General features: G+C 37.4%; 11 protein-coding genes. All 11 read left to right on the top strand.

The features are described 5' to 3' along the window. Nucleotides 1-324: 324 nt before the first annotated feature. The 11 genes from ABID42_RS03490 to ABID42_RS03440 all read left to right on the top strand — a co-directional run bounded on the left by ABID42_RS03490 (nucleotide 325) and on the right by ABID42_RS03440 (nucleotide 13,650). Nucleotides 325-2,352 (top strand): glycoside hydrolase family 3 protein, encoded by a 2,028-nt coding sequence (locus tag ABID42_RS03490; RefSeq protein ID WP_367282449.1) that lies wholly within the window; start codon nucleotides 325-327, stop codon nucleotides 2,350-2,352. Between the two features lie 187 nt (nucleotides 2,353-2,539). Further along, nucleotides 2,540-3,964, top strand: coding sequence for a glycoside hydrolase family 1 protein (locus ABID42_RS03485; RefSeq protein ID WP_367282448.1), 1,425 nt, complete (start codon nucleotides 2,540-2,542; stop codon nucleotides 3,962-3,964). Between the two features lie 91 nt (nucleotides 3,965-4,055). Then, nucleotides 4,056-6,344: an NADP-dependent malic enzyme gene (locus ABID42_RS03480; protein ID WP_367282447.1), complete on the top strand. Its 2,289-nt coding sequence runs from the start codon at nucleotides 4,056-4,058 to the stop codon at nucleotides 6,342-6,344. A gap of 225 nt (nucleotides 6,345-6,569) precedes the next feature. After that, nucleotides 6,570-7,847, top strand: a complete 1,278-nt coding sequence (gene hisD, locus ABID42_RS03475; RefSeq protein ID WP_367282446.1) for a histidinol dehydrogenase — start codon at nucleotides 6,570-6,572, stop codon at nucleotides 7,845-7,847. 203 nt (nucleotides 7,848-8,050) lie between these two features. Next, nucleotides 8,051-8,788, top strand: coding sequence for an SDR family NAD(P)-dependent oxidoreductase (locus ABID42_RS03470; protein ID WP_367282445.1), 738 nt, complete (start codon nucleotides 8,051-8,053; stop codon nucleotides 8,786-8,788). Between the two features lie 135 nt (nucleotides 8,789-8,923). Next, the gene (locus tag ABID42_RS03465; RefSeq protein WP_367282444.1) at nucleotides 8,924-9,220 is read left to right on the top strand and encodes an antibiotic biosynthesis monooxygenase family protein; all 297 of its coding nucleotides are present in this window, start codon (nucleotides 8,924-8,926) and stop codon (nucleotides 9,218-9,220) included. Between the two features lie 169 nt (nucleotides 9,221-9,389). Then, complete coding sequence (locus tag ABID42_RS03460) at nucleotides 9,390-10,553, top strand: SMP-30/gluconolactonase/LRE family protein (protein WP_367282443.1); 1,164 nt, start codon at nucleotides 9,390-9,392, stop codon at nucleotides 10,551-10,553. Beyond that, the gene (locus tag ABID42_RS03455) at nucleotides 10,550-11,320 is read left to right on the top strand and encodes an SDR family NAD(P)-dependent oxidoreductase (protein WP_367282442.1); all 771 of its coding nucleotides are present in this window, start codon (nucleotides 10,550-10,552) and stop codon (nucleotides 11,318-11,320) included. Before ABID42_RS03460 ends, ABID42_RS03455 begins: the two co-directional genes overlap by 4 nt. Next, nucleotides 11,289-12,089, top strand: coding sequence for an SDR family NAD(P)-dependent oxidoreductase (locus tag ABID42_RS03450; protein WP_367282441.1), 801 nt, complete (start codon nucleotides 11,289-11,291; stop codon nucleotides 12,087-12,089). The genes ABID42_RS03455 and ABID42_RS03450 overlap by 32 nt, the downstream gene beginning before the upstream one ends. A gap of 101 nt (nucleotides 12,090-12,190) precedes the next feature. After that, the gene (locus ABID42_RS03445; RefSeq protein WP_367282440.1) at nucleotides 12,191-13,171 is read left to right on the top strand and encodes a VOC family protein; all 981 of its coding nucleotides are present in this window, start codon (nucleotides 12,191-12,193) and stop codon (nucleotides 13,169-13,171) included. A 110-nt stretch (nucleotides 13,172-13,281) separates the two neighbouring features. After that, nucleotides 13,282-13,650 carry a four helix bundle protein gene (locus ABID42_RS03440; protein ID WP_367282439.1) on the top strand — a complete coding sequence of 123 codons (369 nt, stop codon included), beginning with the start codon at nucleotides 13,282-13,284 and terminating at the stop codon, nucleotides 13,648-13,650. Nucleotides 13,651-13,941 lie beyond the last annotated feature (291 nt).

The raw sequence follows: 13,941 nt of genomic DNA, 5'->3' as shown, positions 1-13,941 counted from the left end.
ATCAATAATAATTTCTCTCCAACGGCTCCCCTTCTCTACAGGAGAAGGGGTTGGGGGTACGAGGTTTTGTTAAGTATTTCTCAACTATTTTTAGGTCTTCTATTTTTGTCAATTTATTGAAAGACAAACGATTAATAACTTTTAGATAATGATAAATCTATGAAAGTATTTAATATGATTTTTTCGAGAAAAAATAAGTATAATCTTATTCTGTATGGCTTTGTGAAATAATCCTTTTTACTAATTAAACTTATTTTCAAGGTTATAGATAATTAGAAAGGTATTTCCAAAAAATTGATTGTTTTTAAAAAACCAATGTAAAATATGAGAACTTGTTTAAGATTCGGCGCTATTTTATTACTCCAAGTATTACTAACATTAAGTTTAAATGCTCAAAAATTAGTTCAACCTACACTCGGAAAGCGAAGTATTGCTACGCTGAAAGTCAAGAATTTTGAATTTAAAGATTTAAACAAAAACGGTAAATTAGACCAGTACGAAGATTGGCGTTTACCAATTGACGTAAGAGTAAAGGATTTGGTGAACCAAATGACTTTAGAAGAGAAAATCGGGTTTATGATTATCAGTACTACTCGTTTGGCGGGAGATTATTCTTTCCAACCGAATGCTCCAAAAGCTGAAATCTCAAGTGGATTCAACGAGGAAGATTTGATGCAACCCATCAATATGTTTACTCGTAAACCTCTACCCGTGCCAACGATGTCGGCAGCTGGAACGACCAAAGGAATCATGAATTTCCAGTTGCGTCACTTTATTTTAAGAGCCAATACCAGTGCAAAAATCATGGCTGAGTGGTCGAATAATTTGCAAGCTTTATGCGAAAGTTCACGTTTGGGCATTCCAGCGGTTATCGCTTCCAATCCAAGAAACCATGTTACTGTTGATGCTTCCATTGGTTTGAGTGTTGGTACAACGGTTTTCTCGAAATGGCCCGGAGAATTAGGTTTAGCCGCCATGCGTGATTTAAAACTTACTCGTGAATTTGCAGAAATTGCTGGAAAAGAATGGTCGGCAGTTGGTTTACGCAAAGGCTATATGTACATGGCAGATTTATCGACTGAACCACGTTGGCAAAGAATTGAAGGTACTTTTGGCGAAAATGCAGATTTAACTTCCGACATGATTCGTGAAATTGTATTGGGTTTCCAAGGTACAAAATTGGGTAAAAACTCGGTAGCAATGACAACCAAGCACTTTCCGGGTGGCGGGCCACAAGTAGGAGGGCAAGATTCGCACTTCGATTGGGGAAAAAATGCACATTATCCGGGTGGAATGTTTGAATATCATTTAAAACCTTTCAAAGCGGCAATTGCGGCAGGTACTTCTTCTATTATGCCTTATTACTCTGCTCCAAAAGGCAAAGAATTTGAAGAAGTAGGTTTTTCTTATAACAAAGCTATTATTCAAGATTTACTAAGAAAGCAATTGGGCTTTAAAGGAATTATCAATTCAGATACTGGGCCGATTGACATGATGCCTTGGGGCGTTGAAAATCTGACAATTTTGGAACGTTACCAAAAAGCAATTAATGCAGGAGTAGATATTTTTTCAGGAAGTGCCGACCCTTCGTTGTTGTTGGAGACAGTGAAAAAAGGCTTGGTTTCGGAAGAAAGAATCAATGAATCAATTACTCGTTTACTTCGTGAAAAATTTCAATTGGGTTTATTTGAAAACCCTTATGTGGACGTAGAGGCAGCAGTAAAGACGGTTGGCAATTCTGATTTTCAGAAAAAAGGCGATTTAGCATTAAGAAAATCAATTGTATTGTTGCGTAATGAGGACAAACTTTTGCCAATTGCTAAAAAATCGGCGAATCCAACGAAAGTATATTTTGAAACTTATTACGATAATGGAAGAACCAAAAATCCTATTACTGTCAATAAACCCAATATTCAGCATGCCAATATTGAGTTTGTAGGAAGTAAAGAAGAAGCGGATGTGGTGTTACTTTGGTTGATTCCGAATGGTGGAAGTTTGTTTAGTTCACAAGGCAAGCCTATTGAATTGAGTTTATCGAAAAATAAAATTGATGTTGCTCATGTCAACGAAATTATTCAAGCAAAACCAACGATTGTAGCCATCAATTTTACAAATCCTTGGGTGATTGACGAAATAGGAGGGGGTAATCTAAAATCAGTTTTAGCGACTTTTGGCACAACAAGCGAAGCTTTAATTGACGTTGTGACTGGGGCTTTCAACCCAACAGGTAAAATGCCTTTTACAACGCCTGTTTCTGAAAAAGTAGTTGCTGAAAATCAATCGGATGTACCGGGTTATTTGAAACCCAAAGGCTATGCTTTATTTAAGTTTGGCGAAGGAATTAGTTATTAATTGAAATAAAAAAGGACTCAAAACAAACCCGTTTTGAGTCCCAAAATATACAAATCTTTATTACAAGTATTTAAAATTTTATCGTAAAAACGAAGTCAATTGTGAGTCTTTCAACGGATGTCACCTTGGCTTTGCCTTGTCCTTACTTAATCAATCACAATCAATTTTCAATTAAAAATTATCAATCATGATGAACAAAAAACTTATTTTATTGCTCTGTTTGGCAGTACATTTTGTGAATGCACAAAAGAAACAACCCTTTTTATGGGGAGTAGCTACTGCCGCTTATCAAGTAGATGGCAATTATCAAGTGGACGGAAAAGGAGAATCTAAATGGGATTTTCTAACCAACAAAGTAGGTATTACACAATTTACGATTGGCGAAAAACAAACGGGAAATGTGGCAATTAATATGTACGACCGCACGCAGTATCTGAAAGATATTCAATTGATGAAAGAGTTGGGCGTAAATGCTTATCGGATGTCTTTGGATTGGTCACGGATTATTCCAGATGGAGTAGGAGCGGTAAATGAAAAGGCTTTGGCTCATTACGACCAACTTTTTGATGATTTACTCGCTGCTGGTATTGAGCCTTTGGTAACGATTTATCACTTCGACTATCCTGCGGTTTTATTACAAAAAGGCGGTTGGGGAAATCCTGAGATGGAAAATTGGTATTATAATTATGCTTCTGTGGTGATTAACCGTTTTGGAAAGAAAATTAAAAATTTCATTACTTTCAACGAACCTTATATTGAGTTTTTTCTGGTAGAAAATATGCTGAATGCTCAAAATAATAAATTGCCAGAAAAAGAATATTATATGAGCCAAATGCAAAAAGCTCATCGCCAGTTGATTGCCAATGCCAGAGTGATAAAACTTTACCATGATTTAAAACTGAAAGGACAAATTGGGATTGTATTGAATGTAAATCCTGCTGCTCCGTGGGACGAGAAAAAAGTAGCAGACCAAAAAGCGGCTGATTTTCAGGATGTTTTGATAAATGGATTGTTTTTAGATCCACTTTACAAAGGTAAATATCCAAAAGTAGCATTAGATTCTTTGGCGAAATATAATCCAAGCTTTAAGCCAAGTACCGAAGAAATGGCATTTATTGGAGCAAATAAACCAGATTTTTTAGGCATTAATTTTTACGCTCCTGCCATTGTAAAAGGCGAAGATTCTGCCATGTCTTTGAAATGGTTAGACAATAATCCTGATGAAGTAAAATCAAATGTTGGGCCTGTCAGACCAGAGTATTTATACAAAATGTTAATGCGTTTAAAAAATGATTATGGCAATCCACAAGTGATTATTACAGAAAACGGGACTGGTTTTGTATCGGAAGACGTAAAAGTAAACGGAAAAATCAATGACCCATTGAGAACTGATTATATCAAACGCCATGTAGAATGGGCTTTGAAAGCTAAAAAAGAAGGCGTAAATCTCTTTGGCTACACCGTTTGGAGCGGCTGGGACAATTTTGAATGGGTTTCAGGTTACACCAAACGACTGGGCTTGATTTACGTAGATTTCGCCACGCAAGAACGCACGCCAAAACAAAGTTTTTACGAGTATCAAAAAATAATTAAAGAAAATAGGAGCTTTTAGCTGTGAGCGATGAGCTTTGAGCTTTTTTCTACCATGATTATTAAACTCAAGACACATAGCTCAAAGCTCACTGCTTATAAATTAAACTACAATGACCACCAACAAAACCTTAAAAGAAGAAGCACTTCATTATCATGCCAAAGGTCGCCCTGGCAAAATTGAAGTAATTCCTTCTAAAGAAACAGCCACACAAAGAGATTTAACCTTAGCTTATTCTCCGGGCGTAGCCGAGCCTTGTTTGGCGATTGCTGAAAACCCAGAAGATATTTACAAGTACACCGCCAAAGGAAACTTGGTTGCCGTAATTTCAAACGGAACGGCAGTTTTAGGTTTAGGCGACATCGGAGCAGGAGCAAGTAAACCCGTGATGGAAGGCAAAGGCTTACTCTTTAAAATTTATGCTGATATTGACGTCTTTGATTTAGAAATCAATACCAAAAACGTAGATGAGTTTGTCAGAACCGTTAAATTATTAGAACCAACTTTCGGAGGCGTAAATTTAGAAGACATTTCAGCACCAGAATGTTTTGAAATTGAAGAACGTCTGAAAGCGGAAATGGACATTCCAGTCATGCACGACGACCAACACGGTACGGCAATTATCTCAGCCGCCGCTTTGTTGAATGCTTTGGAATTGGTTGGAAAAGATATTGCCAAAGTAAAAATTATCGTCAACGGAGCGGGTGCATCGGCAAGTTCTTGTACAAGATTGTACGTCAGTTTGGGAGCGAGCAAAGAAAATATTTTGATGTTCGATTCAAAAGGATTGATTCATCCGAGTAGAACCAATTTAGACGGAAAGAAAAAGGAGTTTGCTAACGGAAACTTTCCTGCTGAAATTACTCTAACAGAAGCTTTGGTTGGAGCAGACGTTTTTGTAGGCTTGTCGAAAGGCAATGTTTTGACACAAGAAATGATAAAACCGATGGAAAAAGACTGTATTGTCTTTGCAATGGCAAACCCAACGCCAGAAATTCCATATCATGAGGCAATAGCTGCTCGTGAAGATATTATTTTTGCAACAGGTAGAAGTGATTATCCCAATCAAGTAAATAACGTATTGGGTTTTCCTTATATTTTCAGAGGTGCTTTAGACGTTCGTTCAAAAGTAATCAACGAAGAAATGAAATTGGCAGCCGTGAAGGCTTTGGCGGCTTTGGCGAAAAAACCTGTTCCCGACATGGTGAATATGGCTTATGGCAAAGACAATTTGGTTTTTGGCAAAGAGTACATCATTCCTAAGCCTGTTGACCCACGTTTATTAACAACGGTTGCCCCAGCCGTGGCAAAAGCAGCGATGGATTCGGGTGTGGCAAAATTCCCAATTACTGACTGGGACGCTTATGAAACACAATTATCAAAACGTTTGGGCTTGGATAATACTTTAACCAAAGTAATTATCAATAAAGCCAAGCAAAATCCTAAGCGAGTGGTATTGGCTGATGCAGAGAATTTGGCAGTTTTAAAAGCGGCTCAACAAGTAAAAGAGGACGGAATTGCTACGCCAATTTTGCTGGGAAATGTATCGAAAATCAAACAATTGATTCAAGATAATTTACTGAATTTAAGCGATGTAGCCATAATTGACCCGATGTTACCGCAAGAAGAAGCCGAAAAAGCAAGACTTGAAAATTACGGAGAATTACTTTTTGCCAAACGTCAGCGAAAAGGCTTCAACAAAGCCGAGGCTTTTGATGCGATTCGTAGAAGAAATTACTTCGGTTCGATGATGGTAGAAGCTGGCGAAGCCGAAGCCATGATTGGCGGAACTACTCGTAATTATCCTGATACTGTTCGACCAGCTTTGCAAGTGATTGGCAAACAAGCTGGCGTAAAAAAAGTATCAGGAATGTATATTTTAATGAGTCGTTTTGGTCCATTATTCTTGGCGGATACCACTGTGAATTTTAATCCGACAGCAGAAGAAATTGTAGAAATTGCGGAATTGACGGCGAAAGAAGTAGAGAAATTCAATATCAAACCGAGAATCGCTTTACTAACTTATTCAAATTTTGGTAGTGCTGATGGCGAAGATGCCATTAAAATGCGAAAAGCGGTGGCCATGTTGAAAGCGAAACATCCAGAAATGATTGTTGATGGCGAAATGCAGGCACATTTACCTTTTGATACAGAATTGTTGAAAGAAAATCATCCTTTCTGTGATTTGGTCAATGGCGGAGCAAATATTTTACTTTTCCCTAATCTTTCTGCTTCTAACATTGCCTATAATTTAGTAAAAGAAGTGGCTGATATTGAGAAAATTGGCCCCGTTTTACTCGGACTCAAAAAGCCAGTTCATGTGCTTCAACTGGGAAGTACAACTCGTGAAATCGTGAATATGATTGCGATTTCGGTAGTGGACGCTCAAACGAACAAATAATCGTTTTGTGCAAGATAAAAAACCTAATGAATACAATTCTGTATAATTATTTTAGATTCATACAGAATTGTATTGATTTTGAACAATATTGGCTTCTTTTTGAATAACACTAAAATATAATTTAACCATAAATTTGTTGTATTAAAAACAGGAGAAAGAAAAGGTTTTTATTGAAGAATTATCCCTAAACAATCTACTTTCAATCAATTTGAAAGAAATAATAGAATGATACAGCAAATTAAGAAAGGCATTACTTATGCCGAAAGCAAAGAAGCCGACTTAAAAGTACGTGCTTTGGTAGAATCCATGTTGGAAAATGTGGCTCAGAATGGTGATAAAGCCGTGAGAGAATATTCAGAAAAATTGGATAAATGGTCGCCTGAAAAGTTTAGAGTAAGTGCTGAAGAAGCAGAAGCAATTGTGGCGAGTTTGCCCGAACAAGTAATTAATGACATCAAATTTGCTCAAACGCAAATCAGAAATTTTGCCCAAATTCAACGTGAAGCCATCAAGGATGTTGAAGTAGAAACCTTGCCAGGGGTTTTCTTGGGACACAAAAATATTCCTGTAAATTCAGTAGGTTGTTATGTGCCGGGTGGTCGTTACCCAATGGTTGCGTCGGCACACATGAGCGTCCTGACGGCAAAAGTCGCAGGCGTAAAAAGAGTAATTGCTTGTACACCACCCATCAACGGCGAAATTCCGAAAGCAACCATTGCCGCAATGTACTTGGCTGGTGCTGATGAAATGTATTTATTGGGCGGTGTTCAAGCCATTGCGATGATGGCTTTGGGAACTGAAACCGTAGCTTCAGTAGATATGTTGGTTGGTCCGGGAAATGCTTATGTTGCCGAAGCGAAGCGACAATTATTTGGAAAAGTAGGGATTGATTTATTCGCTGGGCCGACAGAAACTTTAGTAATTGCCGACGATACTTGTGACGTAGAAATGTGTGCCACAGACCTTTTAGGACAAGCAGAACATGGACCAACTTCTCCAGCGGTACTTTTAACAAGTAGTAAATCAATCGCTTTAGGAATCGAAGAAGAAATACAAAAGCAATTAAAAGTATTGTCAACGGCTGATATTGCGAGTGTTTCTTGGAGAGATTACGGACAAGTAATTTTGGTAGATACCGTAGAAGAATTAATTGCAGAAGCAGACCGCATTGCCAGCGAACACGTACAAGTAATGACGGAAAATCCTCGTGAGTTTTTGGAAAAAATGACCAATTACGGCGGTTTGTTTTTAGGAGCAAGAACCAACGTAGCTTTTGGTGATAAAGTAATCGGTACAAACCATACTTTACCAACCAAAGAAGCAGCTCGTTATACAGGCGGTTTGTGGGTTGGAAAATTCTTGAAAACTTGTACTTATCAAGAAATCAAGACAGATGAAGCCAGTGCTTTAATTGGCGAATATTGCTCAAGATTATGTGCCATTGAAAACTTTGCAGGACACCAAGAGCAAGCCGATTTAAGAGTAAGAAGATACGGGAAATGATTTTGGAAATCGGATTTCGGATGTTGAAATTTTGTCTGTTGGCAATCTTATAAATGACACAGAGGAACACAGAGAATACAAAGAGCTTCACAGAGAAATATTGAAAAGATACTCTGTGAAACTCAATAAAAGCTCTGTGAAAAAAAACGTCCAGCAATCAGATGATAGTGCATTAACAAGATTAACAATCATTACATATTTCAATGACAAATAATAAAACAGTTTTAGTAACAGGTGGAGCAGGAGGTATTGGTTCGGCAATTTGTAGAAAATTTGCTGAGGCTGGTTATGCTGTTATTATTACTTATAACGGAAATCTTGAAAAGGCTGAAAAGCTTTGTAATTCGCTGGTAGGAGAGGGGCATTCAGTTTTTCATGCTCCTGTGAATGATGCCAAACGTTTGTCGGAATTGTCTTCTTTCATTGAAAGTGAGTATGGGAAATTAGATGTTTTGGTAAACAATGCAGGCATTACAACTCCCGTAGCTCATGACGATTTAGATGGACTTAGTGATGAATGGATTGACCGAATTTTTGAAATCAATGTTCGTGGTACTTTTGCTATGATTCGAGCTTGCAAAGCTTTGTTATTGAAAAGTAAAGATGCTTTGGTAGTGAATATTTCTTCGGTAGCTGCGATTTCAGGCGTTGGAAGTAATGTTGCTTATTGTGCCTCCAAAGCGGCAATTGATAGCATTACTCGTTCATTAGCTCGTGCTTTAGCACCTAACATACGGGTTGTTTCGGTTTCTCCGGGTTGGGTTTTGGGTGAATATACTAAAAATATTGACCCACAATATTTGAAAATGCAAATCGACAAAACGCCTTTGGGGCGTTTGGCGATTGCCGAAGATGTGGCCAATACGGTTTTTGTTTTAACGACTCATCTTACTTTTACTACGGGAAGTATTATTCCTGTGGATGGAGGAAGGCTTTTGTAATTATGAGTTATGAAATATGAATTTTAGTTAAACAACGAATACAATTCAATCGATGTTTTTTGGTAAGTATTTGATAATTAGACAGTTAAAATCATAATCACCAATCACTTTTTACCAATCACTCTTATTTAGAATATGATTTTAGAACTCGCAACAATTGATATTAAGGCTGATAACAATGCTGAATTTGAAGCAAATTTAGCCAGAGCAATACAAGTAATTAGTCAGTCGAGAGGTTTTCAAAAGATTGATGTTCAACATTGTATCGAACAGCACAATCGTTATGCGTTAATGATTTATTGGCAAACGCTTGAAGACCATACCGTTGGTTTTAGAACTTCGGAATTATTCACGGAATGGCGTGCTTTGATTGGTCCATTCTTTGAAAACCCGCCTTTTGTACAGCATTTTTCAATCAAAAATATAGGATAATAGTAGGTTAATAGTGTGAAATGCTGTTGGAGATAATTCTGACAGCATTTTTTTGTGTCTTCAATTTTTTCAAGTCAATTTTTCTGAAATCCTTAATCTAGGTAAATTCGAAACAAGTTGAATATAGAAATGTACTAAAAAATCTTAAATTAGTTAAAATGTATTGTTATTGAATACTATTGGCTTTATTTTGATTAACAAAAATTATTATCCTAACGTAGTTTTGTTGTATAAATTATTAGAATATTTATTAATGTATATTCAACATAGAAATATAAATCCGATTAAAAACTGGAAGGTTAACCGTGAAGAGATTCAATTTCTTGGACATGAACTTCAACGTCCAGAATGTATCCTGACCGAGCCAAACGGTACAGTTTGGACGGCTGATGCCCGAGGCGGAGTAATGAAAATAAATCCTGACGGAAGCCAAGCATTAATTACGCCATTTAAAGAATCGGATGATTTGACAACTTTTAAAAAGTTGTCAAATCTAACAAATCCAAAATCGGAAATCCAAAATCTACAATCCTACAACAGTCGTTACGTTCAGGCTCAAGGTTCATTACCAAACGGTTTGTGTTTTGATGTTAAAGGTAATTTTATCATTGCCAATTGGGGGACAGACCATATTGAAATGATGACAGCCGAAGGAAAGCTCACGACGCTGATAACAGAGATTGATGGAAAACCTTTGGGAAAAGCCAATTTCCCACTCAGAGATTCAAAAGGAAGAATTTGGTTTACAGTAACCACCCGTACAAATCCGTGGACTGAACAATTAAATAGCAGAGTGACAGATGGTTACATAGCTTTAATAGATGAAAAAGGCGTAAGAATTGTTGCCGAAGGTTTTTGTGGAACAAACGAAATCCGTTTTGATGATGCCGAAGAATGGTTGTATGTGGTAGAAAGTACGGCTCACCAAATTTCAAGATTAAGAGTGAAAGAAAATGGGGATTTGTACGGAAGAGAAGTATATGCCCGGTTGAGCGGCTTCCCAGATGGTTTTGCTTTTGATACTTATGGAAATCTTTGGACAACCTTGATTTTTACAGACCAATTAGCGGCGATTACGCCAGAAGGTGAAGAATTGATTTTGCTGGACGACAGTAATCCTGAAACAAAAAAAGTACTTTTTGAACATTACGAAAACAGAACTTTGACGGGTGAAATATTGGCTTCGGTACAAGGGACACTCTGTCCGTGGATGGCGAGTTTGAGTTTCGGAGGAAAAGATATGAAAACGGTGTATTTAGGAAGTTTGCGTGGAACAAGAGTACCTTATTTCCAAAGTCCAGTAGCTGGACAAAAAATGATTCACTGGCGATGAAAGATTTATTTGATTTAAAAGGAAAAGTAGCCCTTGTCACAGGTTCGAGCAGTGGAATGGGCAGAGCCATTGCCGAACTCTTGGGTTTACATGGGGCTACTGTTATCATTTCGAGCAACGACAAAAAGGCTTGCGAAGATACTTGTGAGGATTTTTTACAAAGAAATATTAGAGCAATCGCTATTCCATGCGATGTTGCAGTGAAAGCAGAAATAGATTTTCTTTTTGAACAAACGATAATAAAGTTTAGCAAAATAGATATTTTGGTGAGTTGCGTAGGTGTTGCATTTGCTGGATCTTTTTTAGAAATGAGTGCAGACATTTTTGAAAAAACCATGCAAATCAACTTACAAAGTACCATTTATCTAAGTAAGTTGGTGATTCCTCAGATGCAACAACGCAAAGAGGGTTCAATCATTTTTCTGGCAAGTATTGCGGGTGTTCGGGGTAATAAATCTTTGGGAATGTATGGCATTTCAAAAGCCGGATTAGCTCAATTGGCTCGTAATCTTGCCGTAGAATTTGGTCCTGATAATATCAGAGTAAATGCCATTTCGCCAGGAGTAATTGATACTACTTTTGCCAAACCGCTTACTTCCAATAATGAAGTGATTGAAAAAAGAACTTTGCTTACTCCTTTGAGAAGGATTGGGAAAGTGGAAGAAGTAGCAGGCGTTGCTCTTCTTCTGGCTTCAAAAGCAGGTGGATTTATGACGGGGCAAAATATTATTGTGGATGGAGGAACAACGATTAGCGATGGAAATTAAGATGAAAAAATTTCAAAATAAAGTATGCTTGGTCACTGGGGCTTCTTCGGGTATTGGTAAAGCAACGGCTGTGGCTTTTGCTGAATCAGGGGCAAAAGTGATTGTATCGGATGTCAACGAAACGGCAGGGATGGCTACTGTTTCTGAACTTGTAGCACAGGGAGCGGAAGCCATTTTTGTAAAATGTAATATTGCGGAAAGAGCAGAAGCACAAAGCCTTATCAATCAGTCAATTGAAAAGTTTGGTCGAATTGATTGTGCTGTACTTTCAGCAGGGATTGCTGGACGACTTTCCTTGCCAACGCACGAATATCCCGAAGATGAATGGTTGAATCAAATCCATGTAAACCTCATTGGTACGTGGTATTGTATCAAATTTTTATTAGAAGAAATGCTAAAACAAGGAGGTGGAAACATCGTTTCGATTGCCTCGGCAGCAGGTTTACGTGGTCAGCCGAACAATTCTCCTTATGCTACTTCTAAGCACGGAGTAGTGGGCTTAGTAAAAACAGCAGCTATCGAATATGCTACAAAAAACATCAGAATCAACGCTATTTGTCCAACTGCCATCGAAACGCCGATGATTATGGAAGGTAGAAGGAAGTTGGCTTATAACCCCGAAGCCTTGGAAGCAGCTAAAAATTACCAAGCAATGAAACGCATGGGACAGCCTTCGGAAGTAGCAGATGTGGCAATGTGGTTGTGTTCAGACGAAGCCAGTTTTATGACGGGTCATGCTTTGCCTGTTGATGGCGGTGCTTTTGCATAAAATGATTGATTTTGAATGCGATTAGCCTGTTTTTGATTCATAAATGTAAGCTATCATTAAGTAATTTTAACAAAAAATATTAAAATAATACAAATATTAGAATGGCAAAGAATCCGCATTATTTATCGCAATTGGCTTATGTTGAATTGCTCAGTACAAACTTGGAAGAAACTGTTCGATTCTACACAGATATTGTCGGGATGGACAAAACTGGCGAAGATGAAAACTCTGTTTATTTAAGAGCTTGGGGTGATTATTTTTTTCATACGCTTAAAATTACTCGTTCGGATGTAAAAGGCTTGGGTGGTATCGGTTGGAGAGCTGACAGTGCAGAAGCATTTGACGATTGTGTTGCTTACTTAGAAAGTATCGGTGCAGGGCGAGGTTGGTTGGAAGCTGATTTAGGAAGAGGAAAAGCTTTTAAATTTCAGTCGCCAGACGGACATAAACACGAGGTTTTTTGGGATGTAACATGGTTGAGAGAAACGGGCGAAAAAGGTAGTATTTACGCTGATAGATATGCAAGTAATCGTAGAAAAGGGGCGAATCCACGTAGAATTGACCACTTTACTTACTTGGTTGCTAAATTCCAATATGCCAAAGAGAAAGCTTTCTGGCAAGCAATGGGCTTTAAAAATCCTGACGAAATTCGTTTAGAAGATAATATTCCTCCAATCGGTGGCTTGTGGACTTTGGGGAATCTTTCGCATGATATTGCGATTTTCTCCGACCCGAATTTAGAACCTGGTCAAGGTGTTGTAAACCATCTTTGTTATAATCTTGACAGTCGTGAAGAAGTATTATTGGCTTTAGATTGGTTCACGGAAAAAGGGTATAAAAGTGTTTGGGGAGCGCCTACTCGTCACAAAGCCGATGAAGGATTTTTCTTCTATATCATGGAGCCACACACGGGCGTGTTATTAGAAATTTATGCTTGTGCAAGATTAGTTTTCGCACCAGACCACGGGCCAGATGTACATTACTTAAAAGACAATCCAAACGACGCTTGGGGCTTAACTAACCCATTCGCTGAAATGGCAAAAGGTAAAGTAGGAGGATTGGATAAACCGGTGGATATTTAGGTAGATATGAATTATGAGTTATGAATTTTAAAATAGAGTCTTGTTTTGCTCAAATTTAATAAGATTTTATCTTTAATATAAATGGCTCATAATCTATCAATTTGAATATCATGGAACTAAAGAAAGAAAGTGTAATCAAAATAAAGTCTTTTCAGTTTGCTGTAAGATCTGTCAAAGTTTATAAATATTTAACAGATAATCATAAGGAATTTGTCATTTCAAAGCAGTTCCTAAAAGCAAGTACTTCGATAGGAGCAAATGTGAGAGAAGCTCATAATGCTGAATCAGAAGCAGACTTTATTCATAAATTAAGTATTGCACAAAAAGAATGTGACGAAACGCTTTACTGGTTGGAATTACTGAAGGAAAGTGAATACTTGAGCGAAAGTGCTTTTCAATCAATTTATTCAGAAGCTTTAGAAATCTTAAAAATCTTGAAAAGTATTGTCATTACCATGAAGAAAAAGAAAGAAAAGTAGCTAAAACGAATGCTTCATTCGTTTACAAATCTTTCAAAAAAATTCATAATTACAACTGTACGAAGAATTGAACATTGGGTAGAATTCAATTTATAGGTATAAAATTTGGCTGTTCTTCGAATCACTCTTTAGGGAATTTACAAAAGAATAACCATATAAAAATTGAAGCCCAAAGATTATTAGGTATTCGTACTCATGTCATTGCCTAAAATAGGTTGCCCTGAGTTTTGTGAAAGTTAAAGTACTTAAAATTGTAATATAGTTTGATTTGGGTTGATATTTTTTGAATAA

This window comes from Arcicella rosea, assembly GCF_040543805.1.
In the GTDB taxonomy this organism is placed as follows: Bacteria; Bacteroidota; Bacteroidia; order Cytophagales; family Spirosomataceae; genus Arcicella; species Arcicella rosea.
The sequence above is the reverse complement of the archived record's forward strand: the minus strand, read 5'-3'. Positions and strand labels throughout refer to the sequence as shown.

Excerpts from the sequence above, each read along its gene's own strand:
- ABID42_RS03490 (WP_367282449.1), top strand. The coding sequence starts at position 325 with ATGAGAACTTGTTTAAGATTCGGCGCTATTTTATTACTCCAAGTATTA.
- ABID42_RS03485 (WP_367282448.1), top strand. The coding sequence starts at position 2,540 with ATGATGAACAAAAAACTTATTTTATTGCTCTGTTTGGCAGTACATTTT.
- ABID42_RS03480 (WP_367282447.1), top strand. The coding sequence starts at position 4,056 with ATGACCACCAACAAAACCTTAAAAGAAGAAGCACTTCATTATCATGCC.
- hisD (WP_367282446.1), top strand. The coding sequence starts at position 6,570 with ATGATACAGCAAATTAAGAAAGGCATTACTTATGCCGAAAGCAAAGAA.
- ABID42_RS03470 (WP_367282445.1), top strand. The coding sequence starts at position 8,051 with ATGACAAATAATAAAACAGTTTTAGTAACAGGTGGAGCAGGAGGTATT.
- ABID42_RS03465 (WP_367282444.1), top strand. The coding sequence starts at position 8,924 with ATGATTTTAGAACTCGCAACAATTGATATTAAGGCTGATAACAATGCT.
- ABID42_RS03455 (WP_367282442.1), top strand. The coding sequence starts at position 10,550 with ATGAAAGATTTATTTGATTTAAAAGGAAAAGTAGCCCTTGTCACAGGT.
- ABID42_RS03450 (WP_367282441.1), top strand. The coding sequence starts at position 11,289 with ATGGAGGAACAACGATTAGCGATGGAAATTAAGATGAAAAAATTTCAA.
- ABID42_RS03445 (WP_367282440.1), top strand. The coding sequence starts at position 12,191 with ATGGCAAAGAATCCGCATTATTTATCGCAATTGGCTTATGTTGAATTG.
- ABID42_RS03440 (WP_367282439.1), top strand. The coding sequence starts at position 13,282 with ATGGAACTAAAGAAAGAAAGTGTAATCAAAATAAAGTCTTTTCAGTTT.